Source organism: Rhizobacter fulvus (assembly GCF_964020785.1).
In genome coordinates this window covers 1,220,928-1,238,218 of the sequence record NZ_OZ224516.1, presented here as the reverse complement: position 1 = coordinate 1,238,218, position 17,291 = coordinate 1,220,928, and the positions used below count along the sequence as shown (strand labels likewise).

Below are 17,291 nucleotides of genomic sequence, written 5' to 3'. Positions count from 1 at the left end.
GCCGCGCTGAAGATGGACTACCTCCAGGACACGACCGTTCTCGTGCTCGGCCTCGGCGAATCCGGCCTCGCGATGGCGCGCTGGTGCGCGCGCTTCGGTGCCGATGTGCGGGTCTGGGATTCGCGCGAGCAGCCGGCGAACGCCGCCGCGCTGGCCGAGCACGTGCCGTCCGCGCAGTGGGTGCGCGGCCCGTTGACCGACGCCGCGTTCACCGGCGTCAAGCTGGTGCTGAAGAGCCCCGGCCTGTCGCCGCAGGACGAGCGCATCGCCGCGCCGCTGAACCGCGCCGCCGACATGGGCGTGCCGGTGCAGGGGGAGATCGCGCTGTTCGCGCAGGCGCTTCAAGGGCTGAGGGCGGAACGCGGCTACGCGCCGAAGGTGATCGCGATCACCGGCACCAACGGCAAGACGACGACGACCGCGATGGCCGCGCAGCTGATCGCACGCACCGGCAAGCGCGTGGCGATGGCGGGCAACATCGGGCCGACGATGTTGCAGACGCTGGCCGATGCGCTGGATCTGGAGCCCATCCCGACGGTGCATCTCGTCGCCGACGCGCCGGCGCAGGCCGATGCCGACGACGTGACGCCCGAAGACATCGCGGACCTGCAGGCCCTCGACGGCGCCGCGGCGAACGATGGGGACGAGCCGGCCGACGACGCTGCGGCCGCTGCGCCGCCGCTGCCAGACGAGGACGCACCCGAGGCGATCGAACTCGCCCCGCCGCCACCTGCCGAGCCGGTGTTCGACGTGCTGCCCGAAGTCTGGGTGCTCGAGCTGTCCAGCTTCCAGCTCGACGAGGCCCGCGGCTTCGAGCCCAGCGCGGCCGCCGTGCTGAACATAACGCAGGACCATCTGGACTGGCACGGCTCGATGTCCCACTACATCGCGGCGAAGGCACGCGTGTTCGGCAAGCAGGCAGTGATGGTGATCAACCGCGACGACCCGATGGTCGAGGCGCTGGTACCGGCGCCCGAGATCGTCAAGAGCGCGAAAGGCAGGCGCGCGACGACCGTGGAGCGCCACGTGGTGCGCTTCGGCACCGGCGCGCCGACGCGGCCCGGCGATTTCGGCCTGATCGACGAGAACGGCATGACCTGGCTGGTGCGTGCCCGCGAGCTGGACGAGACGCTCAAGCGCAGCAAGGGCGGGAAGGGCGGAGGGCGAGGCGAAGAGCGTACCGAACCCGAAGAGCTGTCGATCCAGCGCCTGATGCCGGCCGACGCGCTGCGCGTGCGCGGCCGCCACAACGCTGCGAACGCGCTGGCCGCGCTCGCGCTCGCCACCGCGATCGGCTGCCCGCTCGCGCCGATGCTGCACGGCCTGCGCGAGTACACCGGCGAGCCGCACCGCGTGCAGTACATCGCTTCGCTCGACGGAGTCGACGCGTACGACGACAGCAAGGGCACGAACGTGGGCGCGACCGTCGCGGCGCTGAACGGCCTTGGCGCCGACAAGGCGCCGGCCAAGCTGGTCGTGATCCTCGGCGGCGACGGCAAGGGCCAGGACTTCGCGCCGCTGGTCGAGCCGGTGCGCCGCCACGCGCGCGCGGTCGCGACCATCGGCCGCGATGCCGCAACGATCGAGGCCGCGCTGGCCCATGCGGGCGTGCCGGTGCAGCGCCACGACACGCTGGAAGCAGCCACCCGCTGGTCGTTCGAGCGCGCCCATGCCGGCGACGCCGTTCTGCTGAGCCCTGCCTGCGCGAGCCTGGACATGTTCCGCAACTACGGGCATCGCGCCGAGGTGTTCGCGAACGAGGTCCACGCGATCGTCGCCGACCACGGAGGGCTGGCGGCATGAGCGCGGTGATGAAGGAATCGCCGTCGCTGCGCGAGCGATTCGGCGCGTTGCTGCGCCGGCGCAGCGAGGCCGGCGATGCGAAGCGCGAAGGCCGGCCGATTCCGGTGCGCGACTGGATCAACGTCGGCCAGACGGGCACGCCGGCGCGCCTGCTCGGCTTCGACCAGGCGCTGGTGACGGTGACGATCGCGCTGCTGGCGCTCGGTATCGTGATGGTCTACAGCGCGACCGTCGCGCTGCCCGACAGCCCGAAGTTCGCGCGCTACGCGTCGACGTATTTCATGTCGCGCCAGATCCTGTTCGTCGCGGTCTCGCTGTTCGCGGCGCTGGTCACGGTGCAGATCCCGGTCAGCTTCTGGGAGAAGGCGTCGCCGTGGATCTTCGTCGCGTCGCTGCTGCTGCTGATCGTCGTGCTGATCCCCGGGATCGGCAAGGGCGTCAACGGCGCGAAGCGCTGGATCCCGCTGGGGGTGCTGAACTTCCAGCCCTCCGAACTCGCGAAGGTCGCGATCGCGATGTACGCGGCGAGCTACATGATGCGGAAGATGGACATCAAGGAGAAGTTCGTCCGCGCGGTGGCGCCGATGGCGGTTGCGCTCGGTGTCATCGGCCTGCTGCTGCTGGCCGAGCCCGACATGGGTGCCTTCATGGTGATCGCGGTGATCGCGATGGGCATCCTGTTCCTCGGCGGCGTCAACGGGCGGATGTTCTTCCTGAGCATCGGCGTGCTGGTCGGCGCGTTCGTGCTGATGATCATCAGCAGCCCGTGGCGTGCCGAGCGCATCCTGGCGTTCCTGAACCCGTGGGACCCGAAGTACGCGATGGGCAAGGGCTACCAGCTGACCCATTCGCTGATCGCGCTCGGCCGCGGCGAGATCTTCGGCCAGGGCCTGGGCGGGAGTGTCGAGAAGCTGCACTACCTGCCGGAGGCCCACACCGACTTCATGCTCGCCGTCATCGGCGAGGAGCTCGGCTTCATCGGCGTGGCCTGCGTGATATTCGCGTTCTTCTGGATCTCCCGCCGGCTGTTCCACATCGGCCGCCAGGCGATCGCGCTCGACCGCGTGTTCGCCGGCCTGTACGCGCAGGGCATCGGCATCTGGATGGGCGGGCAGGCCTTCATCAACATGGGCGTGAACCTCGGGATCCTGCCGACCAAAGGCCTGACGCTGCCGCTGATGAGCTATGGCGGCTCGGCCATCGTGATGAACGTGGTCGCGCTCGCGATCGTGCTGCGGATCGACATCGAGAACCGGCACCTGATGCGGGGTGGTCGCGCATGAAGCACTTGCTCGTGATGGCGGCGGGGACAGGCGGACACGTGATCCCCGGGCTCGCGGTCGCGCGCGAGATGCAGGCGCGCGGCTGGAGCGTCAGCTGGCTCGGCACGCCGGCCGGCATGGAGAACAAGCTCGTGCCGCCCACCGGCATCCCGATCGACACGATCGCGTTTTCGGGCCTGCGCGGCAAGGGGTTGATGCACACGCTGACCGGCGGCTTCCGGCTGCTCGGCGCGTTCTGGAGCTGCCTGCGGATCATCCGCGCGCGCCGGACGACCGCGGTGCTCGGCATGGGCGGCTATGTCTGTTTTCCCGGCGGGCTGATGGCCTCGCTGCTGGGCAAGCCGCTGGTGCTGGTCAACGCCGACGCCTCGCTGCTGATGAGCAACCGTGCGCTGCTGCCGGTCGCCGATGCGGTCGCGTTCGGGTTCGACGGCGATGCTGCGCACCGCACGAAACATGCGGTCGTCACCGGCAACCCGGTGCGTGCCGAGATCGAGGCCCTGCCGGCGCCGGCGCAACGCTACGCGAATCGCCAGGGCGCATTGCGCGTGCTGGTGGTCGGCGGCAGCCTCGGCGCGCGCGCACTCAACGAATGCGTGCCGCAGGCGCTGGCACTGCTCGACGCGGCGCAGCGCCCGATGGTCACGCACCAGACGGGGCAGGCCAACCTGGCGAGCGTGCAGGCGGCGTACGCCGGGGTGGAGGTTGCCGCGCAGGTGCTGCCCTTCATCGACGACATGGCGGCGCAGCTCGCCGATTGCGACCTGATCGTCTGCCGCGCCGGCGCGGTGACGGTCAGCGAGCTGTGCGCCGCCGGCGTGCCGGCGGTGCTGGTGCCGCTGATCGTCAGCACCACCTCGCACCAGCGCGACAACGCGCAGTGGCTGGCCGCGCAGGGCGCGGGCATCCACTTGCCGCAGAGCGAACTGTCGCCGCGCAAGCTGGCCGATCTGCTGTCGACGCTGACGCGCGAGGCGCTGTTGACGATGGCGACCAAGGCGCGTGCGCTGGCGAAGCCGAAAGCCGCGGCGCGCGTCGCGGATCAGATCGAAGGGTTGGTGCCCGCATGAAGCACGCCGTCAAACACATCCACTTCGTCGGGGTGGGCGGCGCCGGCATGAGCGGCATTGCCGAGATCCTGCACAACCTCGGCTACGTCGTCTCCGGCTCGGACCAGCACGAGAGCGGCACGACGCAGCGGCTGGCATCGCTGGGCATCCGCATCGCGATCGGCCATGCGGCGGAGAACATCGCCGGCGCCGAAGCGGTGGTCACATCGACAGCCGTCGGCGCCAGCAACCCCGAGGTGCTCGCCGCACGCGCGAGGCGCGTGCCGGTCGTGCCGCGCGCGGTGATGCTGGCGGAACTGATGCGACTGAAGTCCGGCATCGCGATCGCCGGCACGCACGGCAAGACGACGACCACCTCGCTGGTCACCAGCGTGCTCGCCGAAGCCGGCGTCGATCCCACCTTCGTGATCGGCGGCAAGCTGAACGCGGCGGGCGCGAACTCGCGCCTCGGCTCGGGCGACTACATCGTCGTCGAAGCGGACGAATCGGACGCCTCGTTCCTGAACCTGCTGCCGGTGATGGCGGTCGTCACGAACATCGACGCCGACCACATGGACACCTACGGCCACGACTTCGCGAAGCTGAAGTCGGCCTTCGTCGAGTTCATCCACCGCATGCCGTTCTACGGCGCGGCAATCCTGTGCAGCGACGACGCCGGCGTGCGCTCGATCATGCCGATGATCTCGCGCCCGGTCGTGACCTACGGCTTCGGCGAGGACGCGATGGTGCGGGCGGTCGACGTCGAGGCGCATGCCGGCACGATGCAGTTCACGGTGCGTCGCCGCAACGGCGTGCAGATGCCGGACCTGCGCGTGACGCTGAACCTGCCCGGTGACCACAACGTGCTGAACGCGCTGGCCGCGATCGCGGTGGCCACCGAGCTCGAACTGCCCGATGCACCGGTCGTCAAGGGCCTGGCCGAGTTCACCGGTGTCGGCCGGCGCTTCCAGCGCTACGGCGAGCAGCCGAGCAGTGACGGCGGCGCGTTCACGCTGATCGACGACTACGGCCACCATCCGGTGGAGATGGCCGCGACGCTCGCCGCCGCGCGCGGCGCGTTTCCGGGCCGCCGGCTGGTGCTGGCGTTCCAGCCGCACCGCTACACACGGACGCGCGACTGCTTCGAGGACTTCGTCAAGGTGCTCGGCACTGCCGATCTGGTGCTGCTGTCCGAGGTCTACGCCGCCGGCGAGGCGCCGATCGTCGCGGCCGATGGCCGGGCGCTGGCGCGCGCGCTGCGCGTGGTCGGCAAGGTCGATCCGGTGTTCGTGGACGACATCGGCCTGATGGCAAGCGCCGTGCTCGAGCAGGCCCGGGACGGTGATGTCGTGATCGCGATGGGCGCCGGTTCGATCGGATCGATCGCGGCTCAGGTGGCCGACGCAGCAGGGGATCGCTCGTGAGCGAGCGCGCCTCGCCGGCACATCACGAATACGGCGTGCTCGACGGCTGGCGCGGCATCAGCATCGCGCTGGTGCTGCTCGGCCACCTGTTTCCGCTCAGCCCCAAGGCCTGGCAGATGAACGAGGCCGTGGCGGCCAGCGGCATGGCGCTGTTCTTCACGTTGTCGGGCTTCCTGATCACGACCTTCCTGCTGCGCGACCAGAACATCGCCGTGTTCCTCATCCGTCGATTCTTCCGGATCGTGCCGCTGGCCTGGGTGTTCAGTGCGATCACGCTCGCGATCGTCGGCACGGACCTGGCGCACTGGGCCGCGCACTTCTTGTTCTATGCCAACAACCCGCCGTTCTTCTTGCTCGATCCGACCGCGCACCTGTGGAGCCTGTGCGTGGAGGTCCAGTTCTATCTGGGCATCGCATTGATCGTCGGTCTGCTGGGCAAACGCGGGCTGATGCTGATTCCGGTGCTGTGTCTGGTGGTCACCGTCCTGCGCGTCGTCGATGGGGTGCACGTCTCGATCGTGACCTGGTATCGCGTCGACGAGATCCTCGCGGGCGGCATCCTGGCACTCGGGCTGCACAGCGGTCGGCGCCCGCCATCCTTCCTGGTGACCTGGCCGATCACCCTCGTGCTCGCCGCCCTGCTGCTCGCTTCTGCCCACCCGCTGGGCGGATCGATCAGCTACTTGCGGCCTTACCTGGCCGCCACGCTCGTCGGCACCACGCTGTTCAATCCGAACACGGTATTGGGGCGCGCCTTGCTGTGTGCGCCGCTCGCGTACCTGGCCAAGCTCTCCTATGCGCTGTACGTCATCCACGGCGGTCTGACGTCCACCTGGCTGGCCAGCGGCGACACGCTCGTCAAGTACCTGAAGCGGCCGCTGATGTTGGCGGTGACGTTCGGTCTCGCCCACCTGTCGACGACGCAACTGGAGGCGCGCTGCATCGCACTCGGCAAGACCCTGTCGGACCGCGTGCGCGTGCGCCAGAGGAAAGGAATCGCATGAACACCGCCGCAAACCTCGGCAAGGTCGCCGTGCCTGACCTTGGAAAGGTCGCTGTGCTCCTCGGCGGCACCTCGGCCGAGCGCGAGATCTCGCTGATGTCGGGCAACGGCGTGCTGGCCGCGCTGCGTTCGAAAGGCGTCGACGCGCACCCGTTCGATCCGGCCGAGCGCGAGCTCGTCGAACTGAAGCGCGACGGCTTCGCGCGCTGCTTCATCGCGCTGCACGGCCGCCACGGCGAGGACGGCTCGCTGCAGGGCGCGCTGGAGCTGCTCGGCATCCCGTACACCGGCTCGGGCGTGCTCGCGTCGGCTATCGCGATGGACAAGGTGATGACCAAGCGCGTCTGGCTCGCCGAGGGCCTGCCGACGCCGCGCTACGTGTGGCTCGCGCCCGAACAGCGCGGCCGCGAGCGGGTGCGCACGGTGCCCGACGAACTGGGCCTGCCGCTGATCGTGAAGCCGCCGCGCGAGGGCTCGTCGATCGGCATCACCAAGGTCGCCGGCTATTCGCAGATGCAGGGCGCGGTCGAACTCGCCGCGCAGTACGACGCCGACGTGCTGTGCGAGGAGTTCATCGAGGGCGAGGAAGTGACCTGCCCGGTGCTCGGCCACGGCGAGGCGGCGCACGCGCTGCCGGTCGTCAAGATCGTCGCGCCCGAGGGCGCGTACGACTACCAGAACAAGTACTTCACCGACGTCGTCGACTACCGCGTGCCGAGCGGCCTGCCCGAGGCCGAGGAGCGCGAGATCCAGCGCGTCGTCGTGCAGGCCTACCGCACGCTCGGCTGCCGCGGCTGGGGCCGCGCGGACCTGATGATCCGCGCCAGCGACCGCAAGGCCTTCCTGCTCGAGATGAACACCTCGCCGGGCATGACCTCGCATTCGCTGGTGCCGAAGTCGGCCGCGGCTGCCGGGTTGAGCTACGAAGACCTGTGCGTACAGATCCTCTCGACCGCGGCGCTGGACGCCACCCGCTGAACGACCGATGGCCACCCTCACCACGCCCGTCCCGCTGCCGGCCGACATCCGGCTGATGAACGTGACCGCCGCTGCGCTGGCCACCTTCGGCGTGGTGGCGCTCGTGGCAGTCGCGGTGCTGTGGGCGGCGCACCGGCCGGTGTTCGCGGTGCGCAGCATCCGCGTCGACGGCGACCTGGCGCACAACAGTGCGCTGACGATCCGCGCGAATGCGGCCCCCAAGCTGGCGGGCAACTTCTTCACGATGGACCTGGCGGCCGGGCGGCGCGCGTTCGAGTCGGTCCCGTGGGTGCGGCAGGCGGTCGTGCGGCGCGTCTGGCCGAACCGGCTCTCGGTCCAGCTCGAGGAGCACAAGCCGGCCGCGTTCTGGATCGGCGGCGCGAATGCCGACGAGGCGAGCGACAAGATGGTCAACACCCACGGCGAGGTGTTCGAGGCCAACCTCGGCGACGTCGAGGACGACGCGCTGCCGACGCTGCGCGGCCCCGACGGTTCGTCGGCGCGGATGCTGAAGATGATCGGCCGGCTGCAGCCCGAGTTCGCCGCGATGGACGCGCGGATCGAGACGCTCGAACTGTCCGGCCGCGGCTCGTGGAAGGTGGAGCTGGACACCGGTGCCGAGGTGGAACTCGGCCGCGGCAGCGAGGACGAGGTGATCGCCCGCACGCGCAGCTTCATCGCCACGCTGCCCGAGGTGCGCAACCGGTACGCGCAGCATCCGCTGCTGTACGCCGATCTGCGCCACAACGACGGCTATGCGGTGCGCCTGAAGGGCATTTCGACGTCGGTCGAAGCGGCCAAGAAGAAATAAACGGGGAAAAAATACATGGCCAAGGAATACAAGGATCTGGTGGTCGGCCTCGACATCGGCACCGCGAAGATCATGGTGGTCGTCGCCGAGGTGATGCCGGGCGGCGAGCTGCGCATCGCCGGCCTGGGCAGCGCGCCGACGCACGGCCTGAAGCGCGGCGTGGTCGTCAACATCGACGCGACCGTGCAGTCGATCCAGCAGGCGCTGAAGGAGGCCGAGATGATGGCCGACTGCAAGATCACGCGGGTCTACACCGGCATCACCGGCAGCCACATCCGCGGCCAGAACTCGACCGGCATGGTGATCGTGCGCGACAAGGAAGTGACGCCGGTCGACGTGGCGCGCGTGGTCGAGACCGCGAAGGCAATCAACATCCCGAACGACCAGCGGCTGCTGCTGGTCGAGCCGCAGGAGTTCGTGATCGACGGCCACGAAGTGAAGGAGCCGATCGGCATGAGCGGCGGGCGGCTCGAGGTCAAGGTGCACATCGTCACCGGCGCGCAGAGCGCGGCCGAGAACATCGTCAAGTGCGTGCGGCGCTGCGGGCTCGAGGTCGACCAGCTGGTGCTGAACCCGAGTGCGTCCAGCCATGCCGTGCTGACCGACGACGAGAAGGACCTGGGCGTGGCCCTCGTCGACATCGGCGCCGGCACCACCGACGTGGCGATCTTCACCGACGGCGCGATCCGCCACACCGCGGTGATCCCGATCGCCGGCGACCTGATCACCAGCGACATCGCGATGGCGCTGCGCACGCCGACCAAGGACGCCGAGGAGATCAAGGTCGAGTACGGCGTGGCCAAGCAGCTGCTGGCCGACCCGAGCGAGCAGCTCGAAGTGCCGGGCCTCGGCGACCGCGCGCCGCGCATGCTGAGCCGCCAGGCGCTGGCCGGCGTGATCGAGCCGCGGATCGAGGAGATCTATTCGCTGGTGCACCAGGTGATCCGCGAGAGCGGCTACGAGGAGCTGCTGTCCAGCGGCATCGTGATCACCGGCGGCGCGGCGGTGATGCCGGGCATGGTCGAGCTCGGGGAGGACATCTTTCTCAAACCCGTGCGCAAGGGCGTGCCGACCTACCACGGCGCGCTGTACGACATGGTCAGCAACCCGCGCTCGGCGACGGTGATGGGCTTGCTGGAAGAAGCGCGGATCGGCCGCTCGCGCGGTCAGCGCGCGGCGCAGCAGGCCGGGTCGGTGAAGACCCTGTTCGGCCGGCTGAAGGACTGGTTCCTGGGCAATTTCTAACCAAGAGGCGAACGACGATGAAGCACCTCCACTCGTTGCTGCACGTTCAATCCGCCCATGGCCTGGCGCCGCCGCGCGCCGGACCTCGACGACAAGAAGAACGAGAGTGACGAAGACGCAAGACTGATTTCTGGATACACGGCAACTGCACTTAAGGATTGGAGAATCAAATGGCCATCGAAATGATTGAAGAGTTCAGCATGGGCACGCAGATCAAGGTGATCGGCGTCGGCGGCGGCGGCGGCAACGCGGTCGACCACATGATCGCGCAGGGCGTTCAGGGCGTGCAGTTCGTTTGCGCGAACACCGACGCGCAGGCGCTCAACCGCTCGGCGGCGCACGACCTGATCCAGCTCGGCACCACGGGCCTGGGCGCCGGCGCGAAGCCGGAATGCGGCAAGGCCGCGGCGGAAGAAGCGGTCGACCGCATCCGCCAGGCGATCGAGGGCTCGCACATGCTGTTCATCACCGCCGGCATGGGCGGCGGCACCGGCACCGGCGCCGCGCCGGTGATCGCGCGGGTCGCCAAGGAAATGGGCATCCTGACGGTCGGCGTCGTCACCAAGCCGTTCGAGTTCGAAGGCAACCGCCGGATGAAGGCGGCCGATTCGGGCCTGGCCGAGCTCGAAGCCAATGTCGACTCGCTGATCGTGATCCTGAACGACAAGCTGCTCGACGTGCTGGGCGACGACATCACCCAGGACCAGGCCTTCGCGCACGCCAACGACGTGCTGAAGAACGCGGTCGGCGGCATCAGCGACATCATCCACATGCCGGGTCTGGTCAACGTCGACTTCGAGGACGTGAAGACGGTGATGAGCGAGCCGGGCAAGGCGATGATGGGCACGGCCCAGGCCTCGGGCCCGGACCGCGCGATCAAGGCGGCCGAGGCGGCCGTCGCCTGCCCGTTGCTCGAGGGCATCGACCTGTCGGGTGCGCGCGGCGTGCTGGTGTTGATCGCGGCGAACCGCAACACCTTCAAGCTGGCCGAGAGCCGCAATGCGATGAACACGATCCGCCGCTACGCGGCCGACGACGCGCACGTGATCTACGGCACTGCCTACGACGAGAGCCTGGGCGACCAGCTGCGCGTCACCGTGATCGCCACCGGCCTGTCGCCGGCACGCCGCCAGCAGACGCCGATCAGCGTGGTCCACAGCATGCCGGCGCAGCGCACCGGCACGCACGACCTGCCGATCCTGCAAAGCGCCGTCGCGACCCAGCAGACGGCCTCGCCGCACCACGACTACAGCGCCCTGACGACGCCGAGCGTCTGGCGCAACGGCCGCACCGCGGCCGCGAAGGTCGATGCGCTGGCGAGCAACGGCATGGACGAAATCGAGATCCCGGCGTTCCTGCGCAAGCAAGCCGATTGAAGTGCCGGGGCCAGCATCCGCCGTGCCGACTAAAATCGTGCGGATGCTGGCCCAACGCACTCTCAAGTCCCTGACCCGCGCGGTCGGCGTGGGGCTGCACGGCGGGCAACGCGTGGAACTCACGCTGCGCCCCGCGGCGGCGGACACCGGGATCGTGTTCCGCCGGGTCGATCTGGCGCAGCCGGTGGATATCCGCGTCAACGCGCTGTGGATCACCGACACCCGCATGGCGACCACGCTGTCGGCCGGCGGAGATCCCGGGGCGCCGAAGGTCAAGACGATCGAGCACCTGCTGTCGGCCTGTTCGGGGCTGGGCATCGACAACCTGATCGTCGACATCAACGGCGAAGAGGTGCCGATCCTCGACGGCTCGGCGGCGAGCTTCGTGTTCCTGCTGCAGAACGCCGGCATCGAACTGCAGGACGCGCCGAAGCGTTTCCTGCGCATCCTGAAGCCGGTCGAAGTGCGCGAGGGCACCGGCCCGCAGCTGAAGTGGGCGCGGCTCGAGCCGTTCGAGGGCTACAAGCTCACGTTCGAGATCGACTTCGACCACCCGGCCGTCGACCAGCAGGGCCAGCGCGTCAGCTTCGACATGGGCTCGGGCCGCTACAAGCAGGAGATCGCGCGCGCCCGCACGCTCGGGTTCACGAAGGACGTGGAGATGATGCGCGCCCGCGGCCTGGCGCTGGGCGGCAGCATGGACAACGCGCTCGTGATCGACGACTACAAGGTTCTGAACGGCGACGGCCTGCGCTACGACGACGAGGTCGTCAAGCACAAGATGCTCGACGCGATCGGCGACATGCTCGTGATCGGCCACCCGCTGATCGCGGCCTACTCTGCGTTCCGCGCCGGTCACGACCTGAACAACAAGCTGCTGCGCGCGGTGCTGGCCGATCCGGCCAGCCACGAGATCGTCAGCTTCGACGACGCGAGCAAGGCGCCGGCCGGTATGGCCGAGCTCGCCCCCGCGTGGTGAGACGACCCGCCGCTTTCCGATGCTGATTTTTCGCTGGATCGTATTGCTGCTGCTGGCCGCGGGGCTGGTGAGCCTGGCCATGTTCGTCGGCACCGGGCAGGTGCGCTACAAGGTGTTCGCGCTGCGCATCGTCAAGTGGACGGTGATCGCAGCGCTCGGTTTCTTTGCGGTGCTCATCCTCGAGCGCCTGGCGATGATGGTGTGATGGCGACGGAGAGGCGAGGGGATGACGATCTTCCGGTGGGTCATCGGCGTGATCGCGGCGTTGCTGGCGAGCGGTGCACTGATCAGCTTCGTGCTGTTCATCGCGTTCGACATCAATGTCTGGCTCGATCGCGCCCGCACGCTGCGGCGCGGCGTCTACATGGCGCTGTTGCTGTGGTTCAACGTCGAGGTCTGGGGCCGCGTGATCTGGACGCTGGTCACCTGGTGAGGCCCAAGAACGCCATCACGCGGGGCAGGTAGCGGGCATAGTCGCTGATGGCGTGGTCGCCACCCTCGATCAGCTCGAGCGCGCAACCCACGTAGCGCCCGGTCATCTCGACCCAGCTGAGCACCTCGTCGCCCTGGGCGATGACCGCGTGGTAGCGCGCCATCCGCGTCAGCGACTCCGGTGCGATCGCGCGCAGTTCGGCGATGAACTCCGGTCGGAAGAAGAAGCGCTCTTCGCTGTGCCAGGCGGTGGTTTCGCCGATGTACTTCGCGAGATCGCGGGCCGGATCGACGGCCGGGTTCAGCAGCGCGGCGCGCCAGCCGAGCCGCTCGGCGACCGCGGTCGCGTAGAAGCCGCCCAGCGAGCTGCCGATCACGCCGGACGTCTCGGCCGGCCAGGCGCCGACCCGGTCGAGCACCAGCGCCATCGCGTCACGCGGTGAAGGTGGCAACTGCGGGCACCACCACTCGACCTGCGGATGATGTTGCGCCACCCAGGCCGCCGTCAGCCGCGCCTTCGCGGACTGCGGCGACGAGCGGAAGCCGTGCAGGTACAGCAGGTGCGTGACCGGCACCACCACGGTCGATTCAGCGCGCCGCGCCCAGCGCGTCCAGCAGCTTCTGGTGAATGCCGCCGAACCCGCCGTTGCTCATGCACAGCAAGTGATCGCCGGGCCGCGCGGCCGCGACGACGCGCTTGACCAGCTCGTCGATCGTGTCGCAGACGACCGCCTGCTTCCCCATGGGCGCAAGCGCCTGCGTGGCATCCCAGCCCAGGCCGCCACTGTGGCAGTAGGCGAGGTCGGCTTCTTCGAGCGACCACGGCAGCTGCGCCTTCATCGCGCCGAGCTTCATCGTGTTCGAGCGCGGCTCGAACACCGCGAGGATGCGTTGCGCGCCGACCTTGCGGCGCAGCCCGTTCACGGTGGTGCGGATCGCGGTCGGGTGGTGCGCGAAGTCGTCGTAGACCTTGACGCCGCCCGCTTCGCCGCGCAGCTCCAGCCGGCGCCGCACGTTCTCGAAACTCGCGAGCGCCTTGGCGGCCACCTCGGGCGAGACACCGACATGCTCGGCCGCGCCGATCGCGGCCAGCGCGTTGAGCTGGTTGTGCTCGCCGAGCAGCGACCACTCGACTCGCGCGATCTTCAGGCTCCCGCGCAGCACGTCGAACGCGTGCGGCTCGCCGCGGGCGCGCAGTGCGCCGGGCGCCTCCTTGCGCGCGCCGAAGCGGGTCACCTCGCTCCAGCAGCCCATCGCCAGCACGCGCTGCAGGCTCTCCTCGCGGGAGTTGACGACCAGCCGGCCTTTCGCGGGCACCGTGCGCACGAGATGGTGGAACTGGCGCTCGATCGCCGCCAGGTCGTCGAAGATGTCGGCGTGGTCGAATTCCAGGTTGTTCAGGATCGCGGTGCGCGGCCGGTAGTGCACGAACTTGCTGCGCTTGTCGAAGAACGCGGTGTCGTACTCGTCGGCTTCGATCACGAACGGCGCACCCGGTCCGACCTGGCCGAGGCGAGCGGACACGCCGAAGTTCAGCGGCACGCCGCCCACCAGGAAGCCGGGTTGCAGCCCGGCCTTCTCCAGCGCCCACGCCAGCATCGAGGTGGTCGTGGTCTTGCCGTGGGTGCCGGCGACAGCCAGCACATGGCGGCCCTGCAGCACGTGCTCGGCGAGCCACTGCGGGCCGCTGGTGTACGGCAGGCCGGTGTCGAGGATCGCCTCCATCAGCGGGTTGCCGCGCGCGATCACGTTGCCGATCACGAACAGGTCGGGCTGGAACGACAGCTGTTCGGCGCCGTAGCCCTCGACCAGCTCGATGCCGAGGGCGCGCAGCTGATCGCTCATCGGCGGGTAGACGCCGGCATCGCAGCCGGTGACGGTGTGGCCGCCTTCGCGAGCCAGCGCGGCCAGGCCACCCATGAAGGTGCCGCAGATGCCGAGGATGTGAATGTGCATTGGGGGATTCTAGGGAAGGGTCGAGACGCGCCCGACGCATGCAGAATCGGTGCCCATGTCGTCCTGGATCGCCAGCAACCCGATCGTCTACCCGGCGCTGGAGGTCGTGCACATCACCGGCATCGCGCTGCTGGTCGGCAGCCTCGTGCTTCTGGAGCTGCGGGTCTGGGGATCGGCGCGGGCGCTGCCGGTTCCCGCGCTCGCGCGGCTGGCGTTGACGGTGTCGATGTGCGGCTTCGGATTGGCGGTGTTCAGCGGCGCGCTGATGTTCTCGAGCCAGGCGGCCGAGCTGATCGCCAACCGCGCGTTCGTGATCAAGATGGGCGTGCTGACGCTGGCCGGCGCCAACGCCGGCCTGTTCCATGCGCGCGACGGGCTGACGCGGCTCGACGGCATCGCCCGCGCGCAGACCGCACTCTCGCTGGGGCTTTGGCTCGCGGTCATCATCTGCGGGCGCTGGATCGCCTACCGCTGAAGGAGCACCTCACCATGCAACGACGCATCGTTCTCGGCCTCGGCGCGCTCGCGCTGGCGCCACGCGCCTTCGCGCATCACGGCTGGAGCAGCTTCGACCAGGACCGCCCGATCTGGCTCGAAGGCAAGGTCGTGAAGGTCGCCTGGCGCAACCCGCATGCCGAACTCGAGATCGAGCTGCCCGCCGATCTGAGGTTGCCTGCCGATCTGGCGCAACGTGCGGTGCCGCCGCAATCGGCCGCGGTCGACGGACCCGGCCTGCTCAAGCGCGCGGTGCTGCCGACCCGGCGCGACAGGCGCTGGGAGATCGAACTCGCGCCGCTGACCCGCATGGAGGCCTGGAAGGTGCCCGAGATCAAGGTCGGCGAGTCGGTCTCGGTGCTCGGCTTCACGACGGTCGGCGAGAAGGGCGACGCGGTCGTGCGCGCCGAGTACCTGTTCGCCGGCGGCAAGGTCTACGGCCTGCGCTCGTCGCCGGCCTAGCCGGCGACCTCGATCCCGAACCACGCCGCGCTGTACGCGGCAGCGGCCTCCAGCGAAGCGAGCACCGCGACGCTGCGCGACTGCCACGCCGGCTCCGGCGGCTTGAGGTCCGGCACGACGACGACGCCGAGCCCGGCGGCGAGCGCGGCCAGCGCGCCGTGGCCCGAGTCCTCGAACGCGAGCGTCGTCGGCGCGGCCGCGCCGAGCCGCGTGACGGCGAGCAGGTAGATGTCCGGCGCCGGCTTGCCGCGGGCGACCTCGTCGCCGCCGCAGACGGCCTGGAAGAAGTCGAGCAGATCGGCGCGCGCGAGCCGTCGCTCGATCTCCGCGCGGTGCGTGGACGACGCGACGGCGCGCGGGATGCGTGCGTCGCGCAATGCCTGCAGCAATCGCCGGACGCCGGGCTTGACGTCGAACGGCCGCTCGCCGAAGCGCTCCGCCAGCAACCGCTCGACGCGCCGGTGCGCATCGGCCAGCACCGTGTCGTCGCCAAAGATCGCGCGCAGCCGCAGCGCGCTGTCGCGGTGGTTGCGGCCGATCAGGTCGAGGTAGGCGGCCGGCGTCAGCGCCACGCCGGCGTCGGCGGCCACCTGCATCCAGGCATCGCGCACCGGCCGCTCGGAGTCGAGCAGCAGGCCGTCCATGTCGAACACGGCCGCGGCGTACGCGGCGGTGGTGCCACCCACCGCGTCAGCGCAGCGCGCGGAAGGCGTCGAGCGCGGCGGCGGCGGCGGCGCGCAGGTCGTCGGGCGTGTGCGCGCTGCTGACGAAGCCGGCCTCGTACATCGCCGGCGCGAAGTACACGCCGCGGTCCAGCATCGCGTGAAAGAAGCGGTTGAAGAATTCCTTGTCGGTCGCCATGACGGCCGCGTAGGTCGTCGGCAGCTCGCTCGCGAAGAAGAAGCCGAACATGCCGCCTTCGCAATCGCCGACCATCGGCACGCCGGCCTCGCGGGCGCTGGCGAGCAGGCCGTCGAGCGCGCTGCGCGTGCTGGCCGAGAGCGCGTCGAAGTAGCCGGGCTTCCGGATCTCGCGCAAGGTGGCCAGCCCGCAGGCCGTCGCGATCGGGTTGCCCGACAGCGTGCCGGCCTGGTAGACCGGCCCGAGCGGCGCGAGTTGCTGCATCACCGCACGCTTGGCGCCGAACGCGGCCAGCGGCATGCCGCCGCCGATGACCTTGCCGAACACGCTGATGTCCGGCTCGAAGCCGGGGATCGCCGCAGCAAAGATCGACTGCGCGCCGCCGAGCGCGACGCGGAAGCCGGTCATCACCTCGTCGAACACCAGCATCGCGCCGTGCTGCGTGCACAGCTCGCGCAGGCGCTTCATGAAGGGCACGCTGGCGCGGACGAAGTTCATGTTGCCGGCGATCGGCTCGATCATCACGCAGGCGATGCCGTCGCCGTGGAGCGCAAACGCCTCTTCGATCTGCGCGACGTTGTTGTATTCGAGGACAAGGGTGTGCTGCACCACCTCGGCCGGTACGCCCGCGCTGGTCGGGTGGCCGAAGGTCGCCAGGCCCGAGCCGGCCTTGACGAGCAGCGCGTCGGCATGGCCGTGGTAGCAGCCCTCGAACTTGATGATCTTGCTGCGTCCGGTGGCGCCGCGCGCGAGCCGCAGCGCGCTCATCGCCGCCTCGGTGCCGGAGCTGACGAGCCGCACCTGGTCCATGCTCGGCACCAGGCTCAGGATTTCCTCGGCGAGCTCGACTTCGCGCTCGGTCGGCGCGCCGAACGAGAAGCCGTCGACGGCGGCCTTCTGCACCGCCTCGAGCACCGCCGGGTGGCGGTGGCCGAGGATCATCGGACCCCAGGAGCCGATGTAGTCGATGTAGCGGGTGCCTTCGGCGTCGAAGATGTACGGCCCCTGCGCGCGCGCGATGAAACGCGGCGTGCCACCGACGGCGCGGAAGGCGCGCACCGGCGAGTTGACGCCGCCGGGGATGACGATCTGAGCGCGCTCGAACAGCGCGGCGTTGGTGGTCGGTTTCATCCG

Annotated in this window: 18 protein-coding genes; 14 read left to right on the top strand and 4 right to left on the bottom strand. The window is 69.6% G+C overall.

Annotation, left to right across the window (positions count from 1 at the left end):
• Positions 1–12: 12 nt before the first annotated feature.
• From murD to ACWH49_RS05920, 12 genes are all read left to right on the top strand, one after another.
• Positions 13–1,803, top strand: a complete 1,791-nt coding sequence (gene murD / locus ACWH49_RS05975) for a UDP-N-acetylmuramoyl-L-alanine--D-glutamate ligase (protein WP_448170626.1) — start codon at positions 13–15, stop codon at positions 1,801–1,803.
• Positions 1,800–3,086 (top strand): putative lipid II flippase FtsW, encoded by a 1,287-nt coding sequence (gene ftsW, locus ACWH49_RS05970; protein WP_448170625.1) that lies wholly within the window; start codon positions 1,800–1,802, stop codon positions 3,084–3,086. The genes murD and ftsW overlap by 4 nt, the downstream gene beginning before the upstream one ends.
• On the top strand, positions 3,083–4,156 hold the full coding sequence (gene murG / locus ACWH49_RS05965; RefSeq protein WP_448170624.1) for an undecaprenyldiphospho-muramoylpentapeptide beta-N-acetylglucosaminyltransferase: 1,074 nt from the start codon (positions 3,083–3,085) through the stop codon (positions 4,154–4,156). The genes ftsW and murG overlap by 4 nt, the downstream gene beginning before the upstream one ends.
• On the top strand, positions 4,153–5,559 hold the full coding sequence (murC, locus tag ACWH49_RS05960) for a UDP-N-acetylmuramate--L-alanine ligase (RefSeq protein ID WP_448170623.1): 1,407 nt from the start codon (positions 4,153–4,155) through the stop codon (positions 5,557–5,559). Before murG ends, murC begins: the two co-directional genes overlap by 4 nt.
• A complete protein-coding gene (locus tag ACWH49_RS05955) occupies positions 5,556–6,563 on the top strand; it encodes an acyltransferase family protein (RefSeq protein WP_448170622.1) in 1,008 nt (335 codons plus the stop codon). Before murC ends, ACWH49_RS05955 begins: the two co-directional genes overlap by 4 nt.
• Positions 6,560–7,540 carry a D-alanine--D-alanine ligase gene (locus ACWH49_RS05950; protein WP_448170621.1) on the top strand — a complete coding sequence of 327 codons (981 nt, stop codon included), beginning with the start codon at positions 6,560–6,562 and terminating at the stop codon, positions 7,538–7,540. The genes ACWH49_RS05955 and ACWH49_RS05950 overlap by 4 nt, the downstream gene beginning before the upstream one ends.
• 7 nt (positions 7,541–7,547) lie before the next feature.
• Entirely contained in the window at positions 7,548–8,351 is an 804-nt protein-coding gene (locus ACWH49_RS05945) for a cell division protein FtsQ/DivIB (RefSeq protein WP_448170620.1), read from the top strand.
• Positions 8,352–8,366: 15 nt separating this feature from the next.
• Complete coding sequence (gene ftsA, locus ACWH49_RS05940; RefSeq protein ID WP_056465156.1) at positions 8,367–9,596, top strand: cell division protein FtsA; 1,230 nt, start codon at positions 8,367–8,369, stop codon at positions 9,594–9,596.
• A gap of 170 nt (positions 9,597–9,766) precedes the next feature.
• Positions 9,767–10,972 carry a cell division protein FtsZ gene (ftsZ, locus tag ACWH49_RS05935; protein ID WP_056465155.1) on the top strand — a complete coding sequence of 402 codons (1,206 nt, stop codon included), beginning with the start codon at positions 9,767–9,769 and terminating at the stop codon, positions 10,970–10,972.
• A gap of 43 nt (positions 10,973–11,015) precedes the next feature.
• Positions 11,016–11,951, top strand: a complete 936-nt coding sequence (lpxC, locus tag ACWH49_RS05930) for a UDP-3-O-acyl-N-acetylglucosamine deacetylase (RefSeq protein ID WP_448174315.1) — start codon at positions 11,016–11,018, stop codon at positions 11,949–11,951.
• Between the two features lie 19 nt (positions 11,952–11,970).
• Complete coding sequence (locus tag ACWH49_RS05925; RefSeq protein ID WP_056465153.1) at positions 11,971–12,156, top strand: hypothetical protein; 186 nt, start codon at positions 11,971–11,973, stop codon at positions 12,154–12,156.
• 21 nt (positions 12,157–12,177) lie between these two features.
• Positions 12,178–12,384 (top strand): hypothetical protein, encoded by a 207-nt coding sequence (locus ACWH49_RS05920; protein WP_448170619.1) that lies wholly within the window; start codon positions 12,178–12,180, stop codon positions 12,382–12,384.
• Here ACWH49_RS05920 and ACWH49_RS05915 read toward each other — a convergent pair.
• Both ACWH49_RS05915 and mpl read right to left on the bottom strand, forming a co-directional pair.
• Complete coding sequence (locus ACWH49_RS05915) at positions 12,374–12,958, bottom strand: YqiA/YcfP family alpha/beta fold hydrolase (RefSeq protein WP_448174314.1); 585 nt, start codon at positions 12,956–12,958, stop codon at positions 12,374–12,376. The two genes, ACWH49_RS05920 and ACWH49_RS05915, sit on opposite strands and share 11 nt — an antisense overlap.
• 13 nt (positions 12,959–12,971) lie before the next feature.
• The gene (gene mpl, locus ACWH49_RS05910) at positions 12,972–14,339 is read right to left on the bottom strand and encodes a UDP-N-acetylmuramate:L-alanyl-gamma-D-glutamyl-meso-diaminopimelate ligase (protein WP_448170618.1); all 1,368 of its coding nucleotides are present in this window, start codon (positions 14,337–14,339) and stop codon (positions 12,972–12,974) included.
• 55 nt (positions 14,340–14,394) lie between these two features.
• Between mpl and ACWH49_RS05905 the strand changes: the two genes are divergently transcribed.
• Together ACWH49_RS05905 and ACWH49_RS05900 are read left to right on the top strand one after the other, a co-directional pair.
• A complete protein-coding gene (locus tag ACWH49_RS05905; RefSeq protein WP_056465149.1) occupies positions 14,395–14,814 on the top strand; it encodes a hypothetical protein in 420 nt (139 codons plus the stop codon).
• A gap of 14 nt (positions 14,815–14,828) precedes the next feature.
• A complete protein-coding gene (locus ACWH49_RS05900; protein WP_448170617.1) occupies positions 14,829–15,296 on the top strand; it encodes a DUF6152 family protein in 468 nt (155 codons plus the stop codon).
• Here the strand turns inward: ACWH49_RS05900 and ACWH49_RS05895 are convergent.
• On the bottom strand, positions 15,293–15,982 hold the full coding sequence (locus tag ACWH49_RS05895) for an HAD family hydrolase (RefSeq protein ID WP_448170616.1): 690 nt from the start codon (positions 15,980–15,982) through the stop codon (positions 15,293–15,295). The genes ACWH49_RS05900 and ACWH49_RS05895 overlap by 4 nt on opposite strands.
• A gap of 4 nt (positions 15,983–15,986) precedes the next feature.
• Positions 15,987–17,288, bottom strand: coding sequence for a glutamate-1-semialdehyde 2,1-aminomutase (gene hemL / locus ACWH49_RS05890; RefSeq protein WP_448170615.1), 1,302 nt, complete (start codon positions 17,286–17,288; stop codon positions 15,987–15,989).
• Positions 17,289–17,291: the final 3 nt, after the last annotated feature.

Coding starts and splice junctions, on each gene's coding strand:
- murD (WP_448170626.1), top strand. CDS start 13: ATGGACTACCTCCAGGACACGACCGTTCTCGTGCTCGGCCTCGGCGAA.
- murC (WP_448170623.1), top strand. CDS start 4,153: ATGAAGCACGCCGTCAAACACATCCACTTCGTCGGGGTGGGCGGCGCC.
- ACWH49_RS05905 (WP_056465149.1), top strand. CDS start 14,395: ATGTCGTCCTGGATCGCCAGCAACCCGATCGTCTACCCGGCGCTGGAG.
- ftsZ (WP_056465155.1), top strand. CDS start 9,767: ATGGCCATCGAAATGATTGAAGAGTTCAGCATGGGCACGCAGATCAAG.
- ACWH49_RS05920 (WP_448170619.1), top strand. CDS start 12,178: ATGACGATCTTCCGGTGGGTCATCGGCGTGATCGCGGCGTTGCTGGCG.
- murG (WP_448170624.1), top strand. CDS start 3,083: ATGAAGCACTTGCTCGTGATGGCGGCGGGGACAGGCGGACACGTGATC.
- hemL (WP_448170615.1), bottom strand. CDS start 17,288: ATGAAACCGACCACCAACGCCGCGCTGTTCGAGCGCGCTCAGATCGTC.
- ACWH49_RS05945 (WP_448170620.1), top strand. CDS start 7,548: ATGGCCACCCTCACCACGCCCGTCCCGCTGCCGGCCGACATCCGGCTG.
- ftsA (WP_056465156.1), top strand. CDS start 8,367: ATGGCCAAGGAATACAAGGATCTGGTGGTCGGCCTCGACATCGGCACC.
- ACWH49_RS05900 (WP_448170617.1), top strand. CDS start 14,829: ATGCAACGACGCATCGTTCTCGGCCTCGGCGCGCTCGCGCTGGCGCCA.
- ACWH49_RS05925 (WP_056465153.1), top strand. CDS start 11,971: ATGCTGATTTTTCGCTGGATCGTATTGCTGCTGCTGGCCGCGGGGCTG.
- lpxC (WP_448174315.1), top strand. CDS start 11,016: ATGCTGGCCCAACGCACTCTCAAGTCCCTGACCCGCGCGGTCGGCGTG.
- mpl (WP_448170618.1), bottom strand. CDS start 14,339: ATGCACATTCACATCCTCGGCATCTGCGGCACCTTCATGGGTGGCCTG.
- ftsW (WP_448170625.1), top strand. CDS start 1,800: ATGAGCGCGGTGATGAAGGAATCGCCGTCGCTGCGCGAGCGATTCGGC.
- ACWH49_RS05950 (WP_448170621.1), top strand. CDS start 6,560: ATGAACACCGCCGCAAACCTCGGCAAGGTCGCCGTGCCTGACCTTGGA.